Annotated in this window: 16 protein-coding genes, 1 tRNA gene, 1 rRNA gene and 1 riboswitch; of the genes, 8 read left to right on the forward strand and 10 right to left on the reverse strand. The window is 41.9% G+C overall.

Going from position 1 to position 19,953, the window contains the following annotated elements:
• Positions 1-79: 79 nt before the first annotated feature.
• Positions 80-192: riboswitch (TPP riboswitch) on the reverse strand.
• Positions 193-374: 182 nt separating this feature from the next.
• From P3L56_RS02055 to P3L56_RS02090, 8 genes are all read right to left on the reverse strand, one after another.
• Positions 375-1,601, reverse strand: coding sequence for a hypothetical protein (locus P3L56_RS02055; protein WP_210831547.1), 1,227 nt, complete (start codon positions 1,599-1,601; stop codon positions 375-377).
• A gap of 53 nt (positions 1,602-1,654) precedes the next feature.
• On the reverse strand, positions 1,655-3,694 hold the full coding sequence (locus P3L56_RS02060) for a hypothetical protein (RefSeq protein WP_042849028.1): 2,040 nt from the start codon (positions 3,692-3,694) through the stop codon (positions 1,655-1,657).
• Between the two features lie 210 nt (positions 3,695-3,904).
• Positions 3,905-4,567: an HAD family hydrolase gene (locus tag P3L56_RS02065; RefSeq protein ID WP_210831548.1), complete on the reverse strand. Its 663-nt coding sequence runs from the start codon at positions 4,565-4,567 to the stop codon at positions 3,905-3,907.
• An 18-nt stretch (positions 4,568-4,585) separates the two neighbouring features.
• Positions 4,586-5,602 (reverse strand): ABC transporter ATP-binding protein, encoded by a 1,017-nt coding sequence (locus tag P3L56_RS02070; RefSeq protein WP_042849026.1) that lies wholly within the window; start codon positions 5,600-5,602, stop codon positions 4,586-4,588.
• The gene (locus P3L56_RS02075; protein ID WP_094301225.1) at positions 5,602-6,375 is read right to left on the reverse strand and encodes an ABC transporter permease; all 774 of its coding nucleotides are present in this window, start codon (positions 6,373-6,375) and stop codon (positions 5,602-5,604) included. Before P3L56_RS02075 ends, P3L56_RS02070 begins: the two co-directional genes overlap by 1 nt.
• 43 nt (positions 6,376-6,418) lie before the next feature.
• Positions 6,419-7,321: an ABC transporter permease gene (locus P3L56_RS02080; RefSeq protein WP_042849023.1), complete on the reverse strand. Its 903-nt coding sequence runs from the start codon at positions 7,319-7,321 to the stop codon at positions 6,419-6,421.
• Positions 7,314-8,135: an alkaline phosphatase family protein gene (locus tag P3L56_RS02085; RefSeq protein ID WP_198861093.1), complete on the reverse strand. Its 822-nt coding sequence runs from the start codon at positions 8,133-8,135 to the stop codon at positions 7,314-7,316. The genes P3L56_RS02080 and P3L56_RS02085 overlap by 8 nt, the downstream gene beginning before the upstream one ends.
• A gap of 32 nt (positions 8,136-8,167) precedes the next feature.
• Entirely contained in the window at positions 8,168-9,220 is a 1,053-nt protein-coding gene (locus tag P3L56_RS02090; protein WP_042849021.1) for an ABC transporter substrate-binding protein, read from the reverse strand.
• A 243-nt stretch (positions 9,221-9,463) separates the two neighbouring features.
• On the opposite strand from P3L56_RS02090, the gene nudC reads away from it, so the two are divergent.
• From nudC to P3L56_RS02120, 6 genes are all read left to right on the forward strand, one after another.
• Positions 9,464-10,255: an NAD(+) diphosphatase gene (gene nudC, locus P3L56_RS02095; protein WP_042849020.1), complete on the forward strand. Its 792-nt coding sequence runs from the start codon at positions 9,464-9,466 to the stop codon at positions 10,253-10,255.
• Positions 10,256-10,347: 92 nt separating this feature from the next.
• Entirely contained in the window at positions 10,348-11,412 is a 1,065-nt protein-coding gene (gene hemE, locus P3L56_RS02100) for a uroporphyrinogen decarboxylase (protein WP_042849018.1), read from the forward strand.
• 109 nt (positions 11,413-11,521) lie between these two features.
• Entirely contained in the window at positions 11,522-12,193 is a 672-nt protein-coding gene (gene nfi / locus P3L56_RS02105) for a deoxyribonuclease V (RefSeq protein WP_048605386.1), read from the forward strand.
• Between the two features lie 74 nt (positions 12,194-12,267).
• Positions 12,268-12,855 (forward strand): YjaG family protein, encoded by a 588-nt coding sequence (locus tag P3L56_RS02110; protein ID WP_042849016.1) that lies wholly within the window; start codon positions 12,268-12,270, stop codon positions 12,853-12,855.
• Between the two features lie 199 nt (positions 12,856-13,054).
• Positions 13,055-13,327, forward strand: a complete 273-nt coding sequence (locus tag P3L56_RS02115; protein WP_004264522.1) for an HU family DNA-binding protein — start codon at positions 13,055-13,057, stop codon at positions 13,325-13,327.
• A gap of 74 nt (positions 13,328-13,401) precedes the next feature.
• The gene (locus tag P3L56_RS02120; RefSeq protein ID WP_306804129.1) at positions 13,402-14,043 is read left to right on the forward strand and encodes a DUF1481 domain-containing protein; all 642 of its coding nucleotides are present in this window, start codon (positions 13,402-13,404) and stop codon (positions 14,041-14,043) included.
• 270 nt (positions 14,044-14,313) lie between these two features.
• On the opposite strand, the gene purD is transcribed toward P3L56_RS02120, so the two are convergent.
• Together purD and purH are read right to left on the reverse strand one after the other, a co-directional pair.
• Positions 14,314-15,597 (reverse strand): phosphoribosylamine--glycine ligase, encoded by a 1,284-nt coding sequence (gene purD / locus P3L56_RS02125; protein WP_042849014.1) that lies wholly within the window; start codon positions 15,595-15,597, stop codon positions 14,314-14,316.
• Positions 15,598-15,614: 17 nt separating this feature from the next.
• Positions 15,615-17,204, reverse strand: a complete 1,590-nt coding sequence (gene purH / locus P3L56_RS02130) for a bifunctional phosphoribosylaminoimidazolecarboxamide formyltransferase/IMP cyclohydrolase (RefSeq protein WP_042849013.1) — start codon at positions 17,202-17,204, stop codon at positions 15,615-15,617.
• An 829-nt stretch (positions 17,205-18,033) separates the two neighbouring features.
• On the opposite strand from purH, the gene P3L56_RS02135 reads away from it, so the two are divergent.
• Positions 18,034-19,573, forward strand: a 16S ribosomal RNA gene (locus P3L56_RS02135).
• A gap of 138 nt (positions 19,574-19,711) precedes the next feature.
• A tRNA-Glu gene (locus P3L56_RS02140) sits at positions 19,712-19,787 on the forward strand.
• The last annotated feature ends 166 nt before the right edge of the window (positions 19,788-19,953 follow it).

Raw genomic sequence — 19,953 nt, forward strand, 5'->3', positions numbered from 1 at the left:
TTGCTTGTCAGGAGTTCGGAGGAGTAATAAAAAGATATTGCGGCTAATTTATCACCTTACAAGGCAGTGATAATTGCGCTAAATGATTACTCTTGTTCCCTTCGCGGGTATTAACCCGATCAGGTTCCGCGGATCCCGAATTAACGGTCTCAGCCTGATGTTTTCACATACTAGGCACTCCGACAAGAATTAATCAGTATAAGCCTTCCTCGTCATTCTTCAAGCGATAAGTGCGTTGGCTGCACTCGGCTATCCAAGTCACATGCTGATGTATGCTCCTTGGAATACCCTCGCTTGCCGCCTGCTTCTTACTTGAATAATTTAGAGGAAGTGGATAGTGGTTGGTTTAGAGGAACCAAGTCTAAAGTAAGTGGTCAGTTATAATTAATATGTTGTTCAAGGGCAGCCAATATTTGTTGCTTATCTATTTCTAGCTCACCATAAGGTGCGTAGTATTGTTCTGCGCCTTGATGAGTAAATAATGTTGCTTTTGGCGTATCCGTAATAAATACCCCACAGGATTCAAGCCAGCCCGGTGATTGCTTAAGTTGCTCTGGCGTGAGTCGAGATTCATCGTTTTTGAATATTAAATACATATTGACTTGCCTATCCCCCAAATGTTGGAACACTGATGTCGTACTAATATGTTTTTCGCCTGATAATTTTTGGCAAAAGTCTTGGATTAATAAGGTCTGTTCCTGCCAGTCAACTTTTGCGCTATCCATTTCAATGCATAGCGTTGGTAAAAACCAATCCACCCATTTATATTTTTCATTGTCAGAGGGCAATGTTTTTTGCTGTAACAGCGGTAACTTCACATCATGCGGAATAAATTGAAAATGAGGGGTATTTTCGTCACTACTACACTCTAGCGAATTTTGTACTAAGAGATCTTTTATTTGACCAAAATGAGTCAGGTATTCCACCATAGGAATAAAATACTTAGCTTCATTTAAAAAATTATTGCCCTGACGTATTTGGGATTCTTGCTTGTATACCTGATCATTATAGGTTTGCAGATCAAGGATAGGCTGTTTATTAAAGTATAAGGCACAATCATCACGCGTTTTACTCTGTAATAACGTGTTTTTCTGTTGCTGTTCTTGTGCTCTATGGATTGTAAAATCAGGGGTTATAACTTTCTGACCAAGAAAATAAGGTTTGGTTGGCTGTTGTTCAATAAATGGTTGGCCATTTAGCTCAATCTTTTTTAATTGTGACTGTTGATCACGAAAGTAAAAACGAACAATGGTATCTAGCTGAGTACATTTATCAGTATAGCTTTGGCATGTATTATCTATTCCCCATTGGTCGAACAGGCGCTGTTTTGGCGATTGAAACACTTTTTCAGCAAAGCGTAAGCTTGCTTGGTCGCCGAGTAACGATATCATATAGGGGGACATCTCTGTCGATTTATGGCTCCCTGCTAATGGATGTGTCATTTTTTCTATACTACTCGAACTACTTCCGGGTACAGCATCTAATTTAATATATTCACTAGAAGGTCTCTCAATGGAGAGCCTAGCCGTGTATGGCTGGGTATGATCTGGGGGAAGACTTGTAAACTGGGCAATCATCGTACGGTAATCATGGTTCATCATATTAATGTATTTCCTATATTACATCATTGGGTCGGCTGAGGGCTTGACTTGCATTAGCCATCCGAGAGCATGTCGTTGAGTAAGCGGTGACTGGCAAAATGTTGTAATAAAGGACGCTGTTGGGCTTCAATCTTATGGAATAGCGCTTGGTTGTTACGTTGAAGCTCAGAGTCTGATTTTAAATCTTCAATCATATAATAAGTAAATAATGCTAATACCTGATGAGTCTCAGGGTATGTCGCTCGTTTATCAAACTGGCTGATATATTCTTCCGCTAGTGCCGCTCGGCTTTCATATAAGGCAATTTGTTTTGGCTCGGTATTGGATATCGTCAGGGATTGAACCACATCTTGGTAAAACTGCTGAATATCTTTGGCCAACTGAATAATATGTTGATTCGCGATTAAGTGATCGGCGGGATCGTGAAACGTTATATTAGGTAGGTCACGTAGGAGCGGTTTTGTAAAAGCTTCTTTAGTGCGCTCTCTTAGCTGTGTTCTTGCGGGAAACGCTTTATTTTCAGAACAGTCAGGTTTCAGTTCTGCATTTTGGTCGTAATTCATTAGCAAAGGGACTATCGCGAGAACCGTTTTTTGTTGCTCAGTTAATGGGTGGTCAAGTTTCAGTTTGGGAATTTTATCTAATACTTCGGGTAAATTATCATAGGTTGACACTTGTTTATTAAATAATGATTGATTAGTGACTTGTATGCCTTGTTCACTGAATTTAGCAACAGTAATGTTATCTAAAGGGACGAAATGCTGATGTTGAATGCTTTGTTTGACTTGTGCATTTAAGGTCTCTTTCTCCTCCCTTAACTTGTCAATAAATTCGTTGGGGTCAGTATCAATGAATCCACCTAATACAAAGCGTTGTAGTGATGTCAGGTGTGGTGCACTCGCAAGCTCTTGTATTGAAAGAAAAGGTTGGCAGCGTTCTGTACCATGAAATGTCATCAATTCAGCATCTCGTGATTGGGTTTCATTTTGACCGCTAGCAGAACGGTGGTGGACAATCATTTCAGTGCGAATGCCAGTTTCAATCGGTGTTGTATTATTGGGGTTGCGAATAACAGTATAGTGCGCACCTGGAACATGGCTAAACTCATGCTGTAGGTTGTCCATTGTTGGGAATTTGGTGGCGGCTTCGTTTTTCGTAAAGCGGATTGTACTTTCTGTATCATATGGAAATGCGGCTAAGCATTGTTCGGTATTTGCTTCAAGGCTATTTGCAGTGCGCGTGGTGATCAGCTTAAATTCAGCAGCATAATTACTATTATCAAAGTGATACATCCACTCGCGGTATTTGCCATCGTCTTTACTTGCAGGGTTGAACATAAAACGAAAGTTAGAAACGGCAGGAATATCACCTAACTGATAGGCTGCTTTGAATATTTGAAGTGGGGTTAATTTAGCATTAAGGCAGCGGGGGTCTGTAATGGCGGTTTTGATGTTTTGGGTAGCAAAGTCGAGTTTTTTGTAGTCATCCTTACAGACGGCATGTTCCTTCATTTTTTCGTCATAGAATTCCTTGAATAGGGCATAGCTTTTCTTATCAACTTCACAAGCAGACACGCCATACATCCCCCATTCTTTGGCCATTATATTCAGCTCACCTTTTACCTCATCATCAATGAGCGAGAGTAAAGCGGCTCGGAGTTGTGCGGTATCAGTTGATCTTGTGAGTTGTTGGTATTGGTTTTTTTCAACTTGACTTAATTCAGAGATAGCTTTGAATCTATTGGGCTGTGTAATAACAGTATTATATTGGCTAAGAATTAATTTCGTGAAATTTGGGTTTGTAGTTAAGCTTGAATTACCCGTTAAATTAATACCTTGAATTAATTCTGAAAGGTTAACGTGAACCATCCTGTTTGCTAGAAGAGAACCATTTTTTTTTAAGATATCTAATATTGATGGGGCTGTTTGATGAAACTGGATTTCACGGTTTTTCAATGAAACTAATTGATAAGCCGTATTTGTATGGTTATCAATAAAAAAATTCTTAATACCATCATCAGTATCTGCCTGCGCTAATGTAATAATATAGTCAGTATTGGCATGTAGTAAGTGAGTGTTGTTAATATTTGGCATTTTGTCCTCAATGGGTATTGTGAATAGGAGGACATTGTCTATTAGCGGAAAAGCTATTTCTTTCGAAAAGGCAGAACAAATTTTCTGTAATCAGATTCTGATCTGATACAGGAAATAGTGTGAGTAAAATGAAAGTTGTACAGTCTGCATATCATACTCGTTATATTTTAGAGTCTCTAACACTATTCCCAAGGGGTTATTTTTTATAAGTCATAAGTGCCAAGTATATTGTGGCCAGTTATATTCCGTAGCAGCTTGTTGCAAACGAGAGTCACCGTTGACGATAAAGGTTTCGTCAGCAAATTGGCACATTGGCAGGTCATTAGCTGAGTCAGTATAGAAATAAATGTAGGCATCAGTAATTGGCTGGTGGCGAACCCAAGCTAACAGGCGTTTGACTTTGCCCTCTTTAAAGGTTGGAACGCCGTCAATCTCTCTGGTGTAGCAGCCATCTTTTTGTTTGATATCGATCCCCATTGCGACATCTGCATTTAATTGATCTGCAATTTTTTTCACGATAAAGGCCACCGTTGCGGAGATCACAATAATTGGCAAACCTTTTGCTCGATAATTTGCGATCGTTCTAATCGCTTCAGGGTAGATCCGCGGTGAAATCACGGTTTGTACAAAATCGTCCAACCAGATATCTACTTGCTCAACTTTTACATCGGCGAGAGTTTGTAGGTTAAAGCGTAAGTAAGTTGGCATATCTAATGTGCCTGCATTATATTGTGCCATCATGGCTTTATCTGCTTCTACAAATTGTGGGTCGCGGATAATTTGCTTATCCCACAGATATTGTGTCCACAGTACGCTGCTATCTCCTTGAATTAAGGTATCATCCAAGTCGAAAATGGCTAATTGGTTTTGCATTATATTCCTATCTAATTATTAGCTAAGTGCGCGAATTTCGTTTTTATTAAACATTAATTCAAGGTGAGTACCTGGCTCGAATAAACGCTCTGATGAGCGATTGAGTAAATCGACAGTCATGACCCCGACAGGCGTATTTACATTATAACGAATAATATTCCCCAGTAATTGGTGGTCTACAATAATAGCATCAACAGGGTGCGATATATGTTCACCGTATTGACGACCCGATTCTTTGACATAAATCGACTCAGGCCGAATCGCGAGTAACCCTTGCAAGTTAAGGCCTAGTATTGCATTTGCTTTTTCCGAATCAACAAGGTTGTAATGACCCATAAAGCGCGCAACAAACTCGTTAGCTGGCTGAGTATAAATATTTTCTGCGCTATCACTTTGTACTATTTGCCCTTTATTCATCAGAAAAATTCGGTCTGACATGATCATGGCTTCATCTTGATCGTGGGTAACAAAAATGGTGGTTAAACCTAATTCACGCTGAATATGGCGAATTTGTTGGCGTAAACGCTTACGAATACGTGCATCAAGTGCAGATAATGGCTCATCAAGTAACAAAATTTGTGGCTTCATGACCAAGGCTCTCGCTAAGGCAACGCGTTGGCGCTGACCTCCAGATAATTGATGTGGATATTGCTGTTCTTTGCCTTGTAATTCCACCATTTCAATTACCTCAGCAACGGCTTTGACTCTATCGTTACTATCGACCTTACGCATTTTTAAACCAAACGAAATATTTTCAGCCACAGTCATATTGGGGAATAAAGCATAACTTTGAAATACCATTCCGACACCACGCTGTTGTGCAGCTTGTTGTGTAACATTTTTACGATTAATGTAAAGTTCACCATGGTTGAGCTGTTCAAGCCCTGCAATGCAACGTAACAGTGTCGACTTCCCGCAGCCACTAGGCCCTAATAAAGTAATAAACTCGCCTTTTTCAATCGTAAATTGGATATCAGAAAATACATTGTTTGAACCAAAGGACTTCGTTAAATTATCAGCAATAACATAACTCATCATTCATCTCCTGAACGATTTAACCGCATTGCTAACCATGTCAGCAATAATGTAAACAGAAAATAAGACATCACGAGTGCAGAAGTGAAATGCCCACTCGTTTGGCGCATATTGAAAAGGTAGATTTGCAAGGTTTCATAGCGTGTTCCCACCAAAATATTGGCAAACACAAACTCACCCATTAAAAAAGAAAATGAAATTAATAATGAAACCAACATACCTTTACGAATATTAGGTAGCACTATCATCATGAACGCTTTAAAACTACTGGCACCAAGTAAATGAGCCGCATCCATTAAGTCATGTAAATGAATACCTTGGAAGCTATTGGCGAGTGCCCGATACATAAAAGGTAAAGTGATAGTGAAATAGGTACCAATGAGGACCCACGGTGTGCCGACTATCATAAATGGCTCATCTGCAAAAATTTGCAGTAAACCGACAGAGGACACCACGGGAGGAATAGCAAAAGGTAAAATGACCAATAAATCCATTAAACCTTTGAGTTTTGGAAAACGATAAAATACCGCGAAAGTCATCGGTAAAATGACTAGCGTACTTACTAGCAATGTGCCAAAACAAATAATGAGTGAGCGACCAAACGCCATTAAAAAGCGCGGGTCTTGCCACAATTGCAGATACCATTTTATGGATAGAGCATCGGGTAGCACCGTTGCGCCCCATGAACTGGCAATTGAGTAAAGAAAAGTCGCTAATATAGGTAGGGCTAGTAGACTAGCAACACTAATTAATATCAGTTTATGAACCCACATTTTGGAATGGGGATTATGTATGTTAGCAGAGCCAATAGCAGAGTTACTTTGCATGGTAGCTCCGTTTTATTAACCAGTGATGGATTGCAGTAATGAACCCCAAAATAGTAATAAGCAACATAGATAATGCAGCGGCCATATTGGGTTCTAAGAACAAATCGCCAGAGACTAAACTGGCGATACGAATAGTCACAAGGTTGTAATTACCACTTGTCAGTGCATAAGTACTGGCATATGCCCCCATCGCGTTCGCAATCAAAATAATAAATGTGCCAAGTAAAGCGGGAGAAAGCACCGGAATCGCAACTTTTAGCCAGTATGTTAGCTTACTGGCGCCCATCGTTTTTGCGGCATCTTCCCATTCAGGTTTTAAAGCATCAAATGCAGGATAAAGTAATAAAATACCTAATGGGATTTGGAAATAGATATACAGCAGCATCAAGCCACTCGCACTGTAAATATTGAAGTCTTCAATAATCCCCCATGCTTTAAGTTGTAGAGTGATAGCGCCATTAAATCCCAGAATAATAATAAAGGCGAAGGCAAGTGGGACACCACTAAAGTTACTTGCCATAGTGGTGAAAGAAATCATAATCCGGCGTACTTTTCCCTGCATTTTATAGATGGAAAAGGCGGTTATACTGGCGATAAATAAGCCTATCACGCTACAAATGACAGAAAGCCATAAGGTATTTTCGAAAGCTTGCAGATAAAAGTCATTACTAAAGGCTTCGAGATAGTTACCTAGTGACCAAGTTTCTTCATAAATAAAACTATTCACTAGTACCCAAACCATAGGGGCTATCTGGAATAAGCAAAATAGTATGATAAATGGCAGTAGTAATAGTGAGGCATGCCAATGAAAACGAGATAATCGTTTTTTTAACATGGCTATTTTTCCCTGTTGTTGGTTAGCCTGCTCACAGGGGGCGATAATATCAGCCATGATTTTCTCCTTGTAATAGGGATTCACAAACTGATTTATCGATAGGGTCCACGCCAAGTAAACGGCAAACAGTGCCACAGATGGCAGTTTGTTCTATATCACAAGGTTGGTGTGAAAATTTTGAACCAATAACAAACAGTGGTACTGAGCATTCTTCTGGTAACGTGCCACCATGGCTGCGGTCGTTATTCATACCATGATCGCTAGTAATGAGGATTTGATAACCGTGCTTGATCCACTCGGGAATATAATTTGACAGGATGATATCCGCATGACGTGCTGCATTGCGATATTGAGAAGAATCAAAACCAAATTTATGCCCAGTATCATCAATATTCATTGGATGAATTAATAAAAAATCAGGGGAAAATTGGTTGCGAAGATACTCGGCATCCATAAATAAGTGGTCATCAGGGTAATGGTCTGCTTGGTAAAAACAGCCATATTGAATAGGTAGCAATTCATTTTGAGTAAAGCGGTCACGAACAGCAACGAATGGTGCTCGGTTATATAGTTCACTAACCCAGTAATAAGCTGCTGCTGCCGTAGTTTTACCCGCAAGACGAGCGAGGGAGAAAATACTATCGAAATTTGATAACTGTACGATATCATTATTCACAATACCGCTTTTAACGGGGGGAACTCCCGTTAAAATACATTCGTACAGTGGGCGGGACATTGAAGGGAGTTCGCATTCCAACTTGTATAGTGTTGCGCTGTCGGCTTTGATAAGACCATTGAGATAGCCCATGCAATGATGGGCTACTGAATAATTTAAACCGTCTAGGACAACAAGTATGACTTTATCAGACATCAGACTTTTATTCCTAAAATCAAGTGATTAGATTACTGCTGGTGGATTAGCACTTGCTGTTGCCACATTTTCGGTAAATTGCGAGAGGATTTTTCCCAACCATCAGCATCTTTGATTGGCTGAACATTTTTGTATTGTTCTTCTGGTAGTAACTTAGCTTGAATATCTGCTGGTAAAGTTAGATATTGTGCGCGAATTGGGCGAGCGTAGCCTTCGGCAAGGTTAATTTGCCCTTTATCACTGAAAATAAACTCACGGGCTAGTTTTGCTGCATTTGGGTTTTTCGCGTATTTATTAATAATAGTGGTATAGCCGGAAATCACAGAACCATCAGATGGGATCACGACAGTAAAGCGATCGCGGTTGATCTGATCACGATAATTCAAGGCATTAAAGTCCCACAAGATCCCAACTTCGACTTCACCTTTTTCAATATTAGCTACGGTTGGGTCATTAACGGATAGACGTTTTTGTTTTGCCAGTTCGGCAAAAAATTCAATGGCAGGTTTTAGGTTATTTTCGTTACCACCACGAGCAAATGCAGCAGCTAGAACGGCATTATTTGCTTGTGCAGCAATCCCGACATCACCAACGGTGACTTTATATTTACCTTTTAGCAAATCATCCCAGCTCTTTGGTGCATCTTTGACTAACTCATTGTTAATCATAAAAGCGATGGAGCCGGTATAGGCCAACGCCCAATGACCATCTTTATCTTTTGCCCAATCGGGGATCTGTGACCAAGTAGTTGGTTTATAGGGTTGGGTGACCCCTTTTAACACTGCAACTGGCCCAAAAGTTGCGCCCACATCACCGATATCGGCAGTGGCATTATTTTTCTCAGCAGCAAATTTCGCTATTTCTTGCGCCGAGCTCATATCGGTATCTTGGTGTTTTAAACCATATTGAGAAGCTAAATCCTGCCAAGTGCCTTTCCAATTTGCCCAAGTATCAGGCATGCCTACACTATAAACTTGGCCTTCTTTTTTCGCGGCATTGATTAATTCTGTTAGGTTAGCATCTGAGGCAAATGCCACGCTGGAGGTTGTTAGTGATAGGAAAATTGCCGGTACAATTGCTTTCATCTTTGTTCTCACTCTTGAGGAGCCGTATTGGTTACCTAGCATCCTAATTTTAACAGGTGACAGACAGTTGACCTTTTTGTGACACTTTTTAGACATTTTATGGAATGGTTCGTCTAAAAAGTGTCAAAATTAGTGATGAAAAAAGATGAAACAAACGTTTGAATGACATTCTTTAAAAGAAGTGTATTGTGTGAATAATTGTCTCGTTTTTATCAATATACAAATTAACGAAAGATACTAAAAATGGATAAATTAACATTAGTAGGAACAGAAAGTGGCTGGTGGTTCGTCTGTTTCGCTGGTCGCTTATGGCTACCTCGTGGGGATATTCCTAGAGGAACGGCTAAGGACTATTCATTAATTGGAAAAATAGCGACACCAATTGGTGAGTGGCAAGGTGAAATTGTTTGGTTAATTGCGGAAAAAATGCCATCGGATATGGCCTCTCCACGCTTAGTCGCTTCCCAAGATGAGGGGTTATTTCGTTTAGCCGGACGCGGGGTACAACTCGCTGAATTTTATCGCTCACATCGTTATTGTGGATATTGTGGTACCGCGATGCGCCATAGTAGCACCGAATGGGCGTGCTTATGCGACCATTGCCATGAGCGATATTACCCACAAATTGCGCCTTGCATTATTGTCGGGATCCGCCGTGATGATCATATTCTCTTAGCCCAGCACCGACGACACTCACAAAACCCATTATTTACTGTACTTGCTGGTTTTGTTGAGGTGGGAGAAACATTAGAAGAAGCTGTAGCCCGCGAAGTCATGGAAGAAAGTAATATAAAGATAAAAAACATTCGTTATGTATCTTCGCAGCCATGGCCTTTTCCTCATTCATTAATGATGGGGTTTTTAGCAGATTATGAAAGTGGTGAAATCCAAGTTGATCCAAAAGAATTAGTGAGTGCAAATTGGTATCATTACAATGAATTACCGCTTATCCCTCCGGGGGATACAATTGCAAGGCGCTTGATTGAAGACACGGTAGCGCTATGCCGCCAACAGGAATATGAAATAAGTAAATAGTACTGCGCTGATAATGTTACTTTTTACATGTTACAATAGGTATATTCGCTTTTAGCCATTTGCGGCGGCCACTTATAATAATGGAGTAAATAATGACTGAGTTAAAAAATGACCGCTATCTACGTGCTTTGCTACGTCAGCCTGTAGATGTAACCCCTGTATGGATGATGCGTCAAGCGGGGCGTTACCTGCCTGAATATAAAGCAACACGTGCTGAAGCTGGTGATTTTATTGCTTTGTGTAAGAACACAGAGTTGGCTTGTGAAGTTACGTTACAACCATTACGTCGTTTTCCATTAGACGCGGCTATTTTATTTTCTGATATTTTAACAATCCCCGATGCTATGGGGCTTGGCCTTTATTTTGAAACTGGCGAAGGCCCTCGTTTTCACAAGCCCATTACTTGTGCGGCAGATGTGAAAAATATTCCTATTCCTGACCCTGAGATGGAACTAGGTTATGTGATGGACGCAGTACGTGCCATCCGTAAAGCCCTCGAAGGTAATGTACCTCTAATTGGTTTTTCAGGAAGCCCTTGGACATTGGCGACCTATATGGTGGAAGGTGGTAGCAGCAAAGCCTTTACCAAAATCAAAAAAATGATGTATGAAGATCCAAATACGTTACATTTATTATTGGATAAACTGGCGGACAGCGTCATTTTATACCTTAATGCGCAAATTCGAGCTGGTGCGCAATCTATCATGATTTTTGATACTTGGGGTGGGGTGCTCACTAAGCGTGATTATTTGCAGTTCTCCCTAAACTATATGCAAAAAATTATTGATGGGTTGATCAGGGAAAACGATGGTCGCCGTGTGCCTGTTACCTTATTTACCAAAGGTGGCGGTCAATGGTTAGAAGAAATGGCGGCAACAGGCTGCGATGCTTTAGGGCTAGATTGGACAACTGAAATTGCCGATGCTCGTCGCCGTGTCGGTGATAAGGTCGCTCTGCAAGGAAATATGGACCCATCAATGCTCTATGCTCCCCCTGCTCGTATAGAAGAAGAGGTGAAAAATATACTTGCAGGCTTTGGCCAAGGTGAGGGTCATGTATTCAACTTAGGTCATGGCATCCATCAAGATGTTCCACCTGAGCACGCTGGTGCTTTTGTGGACGCAGTTCACCGTTTTTCTCGCCAATACCATCAGTAATTATCATTTATTGATGTTCTTGATTTGTGGTGTATTTATTGAACCTTGTAAGTACACCATTATCATCTATGATTAAGAATAATTAAGTTCGATAAGCATTGGACGCATTATGGTTCTAGATACTCAATCATTACGACAACAACAAACTGACCAAGCTTCACAAATTATTTTGCATGATGAAATGTTGCATCCAAAATGGGTTGGTGGGGCAGATGTAGGTTTTGAGCAACAAGGCACAGTCACGAGAGCCGTCATTGTTGTTTTATCGTGGCCACAATTAGAATTGGTTGAGTACCAAATAGCGCGAGTCCCTACCCAATTGCCTTATATCCCGGGGTTACTTTCATTTCGGGAAGTACCTGGCTTAATGGCGGCTTGGGGAAAAATACAGCACAAACCTGAATTAGTCTTAGTTGACGGCCAAGGGATTGCGCATCCTCGGCGTTTTGGTGTTGCTTGTCACTTTGGCTTACAAGCAAATGTGGCAACAATTGGTGTCGCCAAAAGCCGTTTATGTGGTGATGATGTTGTATTAGGTGAAGAGCCTGAAAGTTGTTGCCCATTAATGATGGGTGAAAATCAATTAGGTTGGGTATTACGTAGCAAGAAACGCTGCAAACCCTTGTATGTTTCGCCAGGTCATAAGATAGGTTTTTCATCATCATTAACATGGGTTAAGCAGTGTCTAAGAGGATATAAATTGCCAGAACCAACCCGTTTTGCTGATGGAATTGCATCAAATCGAACGTTTTTTAAGCGAATGAATGAGAAAATCAGCTAATTATCAGCAAAATATGTGGCATTGACAGATTTTCAGGTAAACTGCGAAGTATTAAGATTGATGAGTCAGAAATTATGTTAAGAAATCCCATTCATTTGAGGTTGGAAAAATTAGAAAGCTGGCAGCATGTCACATTTATGGCAAGCTTATGCGAAAGAATGTATCCCAACTTTCAAATGTTTTGTCAGCAAACTGAATTTGCAGATGCCAAAGTGTACCGCTCTATTCTCGATATAGTATGGGAAACATTGGTTATCAAAGATAGCAAAGTTAATTTCGACAATCAGTTAGAAAAATTAGAAGAAATTATCCCTACAGCCGATGATTTCGATATGTATGGTGTATATCCAGCTATTGATGCCTGTATTGCATTAGGGGAAATCATTCACTCAAAATTGAGTGGTGAAACACTCGAACATGCAATATTGGTTAGCGAAGCATCCATTCGTACAGTTGCCATGCTCGAAATGACTCAAGCAGGGCGGGAAATGACAGAAGAAGAACTCAAAGACATACCTGCTATAGAAGAAGAGTGGGATATCCAGTGGGACATTTTCCGTTTACTGGCAGCTTGTGAAGAGCGCGACTTAGAGTTAATTAAAGGATTAAAATCTGACCTCCGTGAAGCGGGGGTGAGCAATATAGGTATTACTTTAAGCTAATATTCATGTTTTCATTATCGAAAACGTGACTTAGCGCAGTAATGCTGAGTACTAAGGCTTCACATTTGCCCCGACTCTGGTCTACATTTAGGGGCAAGAAGAAGTGGCTATCGGGGGCGTGTATCAGGGGCTGTCAATTTGGCATATCCGACGCACTCGATGCTTTGCAAACGATAAACACACTGTGTAAGGATAATTTATGAATAAGACTGAATTAGTTGATGCTATCGCAGAATCAGCGGACCTGACCAAAGTTCAGGCAAAAGCAGCATTAGAATCTACTTTAAATGCTATTTCAGAAACGCTGAAAAAAGGCGAGCAAGTCCAACTGGTCGGTTTCGGTACTTTTAAAGTTAGCCATCGTGCAGCTCGTACTGGTCGCAACCCACAAACTAAAGCAGAAATCCAAATTCCTGCAACAACTGTACCTGCTTTCTCTGCCGGTAAAGCATTGAAAGAAGCAGTAAAATAAGTACATTGTACAGACGAATTGCCAGAAGGGGTAAACAACTACCCCTTTTGCTTATTCAAAAAGGGTTGCTGGTATTGGGAGTCATCTCAATACTAAGCGCCTGCTCTTCTAATGCGCCAAAACTCCCTGAATTTAGCGCAAGTGGTTTTATTGCTGATGATGGCGTCATTCGTATGTGGCGGCTCAACGATGCAAAAAGCCAACCTCTTGTCTTAATGGTCGTTTATAGTCCTTATAAAGGTACGGGGACTTCCGTTAATTTCTTTGAATATCGCTCAGGTGCTCTCTGGCAGATCCGCAGCCAAGTTCTAAACCAACAAAGTGGCGATATCATGGAACAATTACGCTTTAATAAAAATGATGAAGTTATTTTTATGCAGCGTGTCCAGCAAAATAGTAAAACCCCACTTTCAACAGATGAGATTGCGCGTTGGCGTTTTGAGGCTGAACGTATTCTTGAAACTAATACCGCTTTGATTGTTGGCGATGTAAAACTTTATCAAGGGCATTGGCAGCAAGGGAAGGTGACAACTTGTGAAGGGGAGGTTCGGGATGTCACTTTCGAACCCTATGCACAAAATTGGATAGAAAGTCGTGCAAAAATTTGGCACTCACAATTAAATTTAGCGTGGTTAGAGTCTCCAGAGGGGACACAACTTTTGATGGTAGCGGATACTGATTTTTGCCGCTGGCAACCTTCTAGAGATAGTTTATAAATAACCGCTCGTCGTTTTTCGAACCACTGCTGCATTGCTACGTTCGTTCACCCTAGTCACATACTTATGTATGCTCCTAGAGATTCTCTCTCTTGCAGCTTTGCTGTGATTCGAAATACATAGAGCCATTTGCGGTGTGAAGGTAAAAGGCAAAAACAAGTTCAAAAAATAAAAAGATAGAAAGAAATAAAAAGAAAGATAAGCAATAAAAAAGCTGATAAAAGTTTCCTCTTATCAGCTTATGGTCTTTTGTTTCTATTATTTGTTCTATTACTTAATACGGGCGATAGCGCGGTAGCCAATATCGCTACGATAGAAGCTATCATTCCAGTGAATGTTTTTAGCTGTCTCGTATGCTTTTGTTTGGGCTTTTTCAATATCATCACCCAGTGCGGTAACACATAATACACGGCCACCGGCAGTAACCACTTCGCCTTCTTTCATGCGAGTACCAGCATGGAATACCTTGCTATCAGCTGCTTCACTGGTTGGCAATCCAGAAATTATATCGCCATTGCGGTAATCACCTGGGTAACCGCCGGCAGCAATCACAACACCTAAAGCCGGGCGCTCATCCCATAATGAATCTTTGCCTGCCAGTTCACCTTTTGCACCCGCTAAGCATAGAGCGACTAAGTCTGACTGTAAACGCATCATAATAGGTTGAGTTTCAGGGTCACCAAAGCGGCAGTTAAATTCAATCACTTTGGGGTTTCCTGCTTTATCAATCATTAAACCTGCGTATAGAAAACCTTGATAGCGGTTTCCTTCTTTATCCATACCTTTAACTGTTGGGTAAATAACTTGTTCCATAACGCGCTGATGTACTTGGTCAGTAACAACAGGAGCCGGGGAATAAGCGCCCATTCCGCCTGTATTTGGGCCAGTATCGCCGTCACCTACACGCTTGTGGTCTTGGCTTGTTGCCATTGGGATGACATTTTCACCATCGACCATCACGATAAAACTAGCTTCTTCACCATCAAGAAACTCTTCAATTACGATCCGATGCCCTGCATCACCAAACGCATTACCAGCCAACATATCATGTACTGCATCTTTAGCTTCTTGCAGAGTCATCGCAACAATAACGCCTTTGCCGGCCGCAAGCCCATCCGCTTTAATCACGATTGGCGCACCAACTTTATCTAAGTAAGCCAAAGCGGGTTCTATTTCAGTAAAGTTCTCATATGCTGCGGTTGGAATATGATGACGAGCTAAAAAGTCTTTAGTAAACGCCTTAGAGCCTTCAAGTTGGGCAGCACCTTGAGTTGGACCAAAAATAGTTAGCCCAGCTTGTGTAAATGTATCAACAACACCAATAACTAAAGGAGCCTCAGGACCTACAATGGTTAAATCGATTTGATTATCTTTCGCAAATTGTAGTAATCCATCAATATCAGTAGCAGAAATATTAACGTTCTCAATAGCTGGTTCTAATGCGGTACCTGCATTACCCGGTGCCACATAGACTTTATCGGCTAGAGGAGACTGAGCCGCTTTCCACGCTAAAGCATGTTCACGACCACCGCCACCAATAATTAATATATTCATTATTAAACTCCTAATAACTAGTGACGGAAATGACGCATATTTGTGAAAATCATTGCGATGCCATGTTCATTTGCAGCATCAATGACTTCATTATCGCGAATCGACCCGCCAGGTTGGATCACACAAGTCACTCCAACAGCGGCAGCGGCATCAATACCATCACGGAATGGGAAGAATGCGTCAGATGCCATTGCACAACCTGCAACTTCTAAGCCTTCATCGGCAGCTTTGATCCCAGCAATTTTTGCTGAGTATACTCGGCTCATTTGACCAGCACCGATCCCCACTGTCATGTCATTTTTGGCATAAACGATGGCGTTTGATTTCACAAACTTAGCGACTTTCCAGCAGAATAAGGCATCTTTTAATTCACGCTCAGTTGGTTGGCGCTTTGTGACTATGCGTAACTCTTCGGCTTCAACCATACCTAAATCGCGGTCTTGGACTAATAAACCACCGTTGACACGTTTAAAATCTAAGCCAGCAACAGGTTTACTCCATTCGCCACATTCAAGTACGCGTACATTTTGTTTGGTTTCAAGAATTGGCAGTGCATCCTTAGCAATCGAAGGCGCGATAATCACCTCAACGAATTGGCGCTCAATAATTGCCTGTGCAGTTTCTTTATCTAATGGGCGGTTAAAAGCGATGATACCGCCAAAAGCAGAAGTTGGGTCAGTTTTAAACGCTTTGTCATAAGCGGTGTGAATATTATTGCCAATTGCGACACCACAAGGATTAGCATGCTTAACGATCACACACGCAGGCTCATCAAATGACTTAACGCACTCAAGGGCTGCATCAGTATCAGCAATATTATTATAAGAGAGTGCTTTACCTTGAATTTGTTGTGCAGTCGCGATAGACGCTTCTTTTGGGCTTTCTTCTATATAGAACGCCGCATCTTGATGACTATTTTCCCCATAACGCATATCTTGTTTTTTGATGAAATTTAGATTCAATGTGCGAGGGAAACGGCCAGAAGGTTGTGTGGTATCACCATAATAAGGGGCAACTAATTCACCGAAGTAATTAGCAATCATACTGTCATAAGCGGCTGTATGCTCAAATGCTTTGATAGCAAGGTCAAAGCGTGTTGACCAATTAAGGGAGTTTTCGTGACCATCCATTTCATCAATAATGGTTTGGTAATCATTACTATTTACCACAATTGCAACGTCTTTATGGTTTTTTGCTGCGGAGCGTACCATTGTTGGACCACCGATATCGATGTTCTCAACAGCATCTTCAAGTGTGCAGTTTGGTTTTGCTACTGTTTGAGCAAAAGGATATAAATTCACAACTACCATGTCGATAGGTGCAATATCATGGGATTGCATGATGGCATCATCAGTGCCACGGCGACCTAAGATCCCTCCGTGCACTTTTGGGTGCAATGTTTTTACCCGACCATCCATCATTTCAGGGAACCCTGTGTAATCTGACACTTCAGTTACTTTAAGTCCTGATTCAGCTAGTAACTTTGCAGTACCACCAGTAGATAGAAGCTCAACACCACGTTGAGATAGCGCCTTAGCGAATTCAACAACCCCTGTTTTATCAGACACACTAAGCAGGGCACGACGAATAGGACGAAGCAGTTGCATGAGATAGATCCCTTGGATTTGAATAAATAAGGCAATAACAATATCTAATTAGCGAAAAGCCAGAGTGCTCTTCTTATATACCTATTTATAAAAGCAGTGCGGAATTTGCAAGCTTCTTCAATAGCAATATATAAGTCACTAACAATTTCAGAACATAAAAATAAAATCAATGCTGAAATTTCGCGCTAATTGTAACGCAAACGTTTGCGTAATGCGCGATAAATTTTAAATTATTTTTAGCCTGTGGATAATTTCGTGGATAACTCAGTATAAGTGGGGGTTTTGCTGTGGAATGCAGCAGTTGAACTAAAAATGCCAAAAAATCTTAAAAAAAAGGTTGCGAGATTTCTGAGACCCCCTATAATGCGCATCCACTGACCGGGAACAAGACAACGCAAAGCGCGATGAACACTGAAACGGCAGCGAGAGATTCTGAAAAGAAAAAGCAAAAAATTGCTTGACTCTCACAGAGGAAAGCGTAATATACGCCACCTCGCGACAACGACCTAAGTTAATAAAAACTGAGTCGAATTTCCAAAAGAAATGTCGCAACGCTCTTTAACAATTTATCAGACAATCTGTGTGGGCACTCACAGGACACTATCAAAAAAATATTTGATTTTAAGTCTTGAAGAGTGACTAACACGTTAATTCATATATATGAAATAAGGTAGTAACGCTTATTTTGGAAGGATAACGCGAAGGCAAGCAGAGATAACCCGAGACAGTACTTAGGTACGGCGAGGGGAAGCGATGTGAAGCCGACAACGTTAGCCGAACAAAAGAACGTTACGGTCAGTAAGACATTCTTTGAGCATCAAGCTACTTTTAATTGAAGAGTTTGATCATGGCTCAGATTGAACGCTGGCGGCAGGCCTAACACATGCAAGTCGAGCGGTAACAGGGGAAGCTTGCTTCTCGCTGACGAGCGGCGGACGGGTGAGTAATGTATGGGGATCTGCCCGATAGAGGGGGATAACCACTGGAAACGGTGGCTAATACCGCATAATCTCTTAGGAGCAAAGCAGGGGAACTTCGGTCCTTGCGCTATCGGATGAACCCATATGGGATTAGCTAGTAGGTGGGGTAATGGCTCACCTAGGCGACGATCCCTAGCTGGTCTGAGAGGATGATCAGCCACACTGGGACTGAGACACGGCCCAGACTCCTACGGGAGGCAGCAGTGGGGAATATTGCACAATGGGCGCAAGCCTGATGCAGCCATGCCGCGTGTATGAAGAAGGCCCTAGGGTTGTAAAGTACTTTCAGTCGGGAGGAAGGCGTTGATGCTAATATCATCAACGATTGACGTTACCGACAGAAGAAGCACCGGCTAACTCCGTGCCAGCAGCCGCGGTAATACGGAGGGTGCAAGCGTTAATCGGAATTACTGGGCGTAAAGCGCACGCAGGCGGTTGATTAAGTTAGATGTGAAATCCCCGGGCTTAACCTGGGAATGGCATCTAAGACTGGTCAGCTAGAGTCTTGTAGAGGGGGGTAGAATTCCATGTGTAGCGGTGAAATGCGTAGAGATGTGGAGGAATACCGGTGGCGAAGGCGGCCCCCTGGACAAAGACTGACGCTCAGGTGCGAAAGCGTGGGGAGCAAACAGGATTAGATACCCTGGTAGTCCACGCTGTAAACGATGTCGATTTGAAGGTTGTTCCCTTGAGGAGTGGCTTTCGGAGCTAACGCGTTAAATCGACCGCCTGGGGAGTACGGCCGCAAGGTTAAAACTCAAATGAATTGACGGGGGCCCGCACAAGCGGTGGAGCATGTGGTTTAATTCGATGCAACGCGAAGAACCTTACCTACTCTTGACATCCAGAGAACTTAGCAGAGATGCTTTGGTGCCTTCGGGAACTCTGAGACAGGTGCTGCATGGCTGTCGTCAGCTCGTGTTGTGAAATGTTGGGTTAAGTCCCGCAACGAGCGCAACCCTTATCCTTTGTTGCCAGCGATTCGGTCGGGAACTCAAAGGAGACTGCCGGTGATAAACCGGAGGAAGGTGGGGATGACGTCAAGTCATCATGGCCCTTACGAGTAGGGCTACACACGTGCTACAATGGCGTATACAAAGAGAAGCGACCTCGCGAGAGCAAGCGGAACTCATAAAGTACGTCGTAGTCCGGATTGGAGTCTGCAACTCGACTCCATGAAGTCGGAATCGCTAGTAATCGTAGATCAGAATGCTACGGTGAATACGTTCCCGGGCCTTGTACACACCGCCCGTCACACCATGGGAGTGGGTTGCAAAAGAAGTAGGTAGCTTAACCTTCGGGAGGGCGCTTACCACTTTGTGATTCATGACTGGGGTGAAGTCGTAACAAGGTAACCGTAGGGGAACCTGCGGTTGGATCACCTCCTTACCATTGAAGTGTTTTTGTGAAGTGCTCACACAGATTGTCTGATAGAAAGTAGAGCAATGGCTTTACGTGGGAGACTTATTCGAAAGGATAAGACTTACACGAAAATAGCAAAACGGTGTTTTGCAATTGAATTTTCGTGTCCCCTTCGTCTAGAGGCCTAGGACACCGCCCTTTCACGGCGGTAACAGGGGTTCGAATCCCCTAGGGGACGCCAATTGCGCCGATATCGAGTGAAAGACGATGTCCCCAATAATGATTAAGCCAATTACGTTGTAGTTGGTTTAACAATTATGCTCTTTAACAATCTGGAACAAGCTGAAAATTGAAAACAACGCACATTGTTTATCGCTTAAACAATGTGAGAGTCTCTCAAAAATCTC

Source organism: Providencia sp. PROV024, assembly GCF_032709665.1.
GTDB lineage: Bacteria > Pseudomonadota > Gammaproteobacteria > Enterobacterales > Enterobacteriaceae > Providencia > Providencia huashanensis.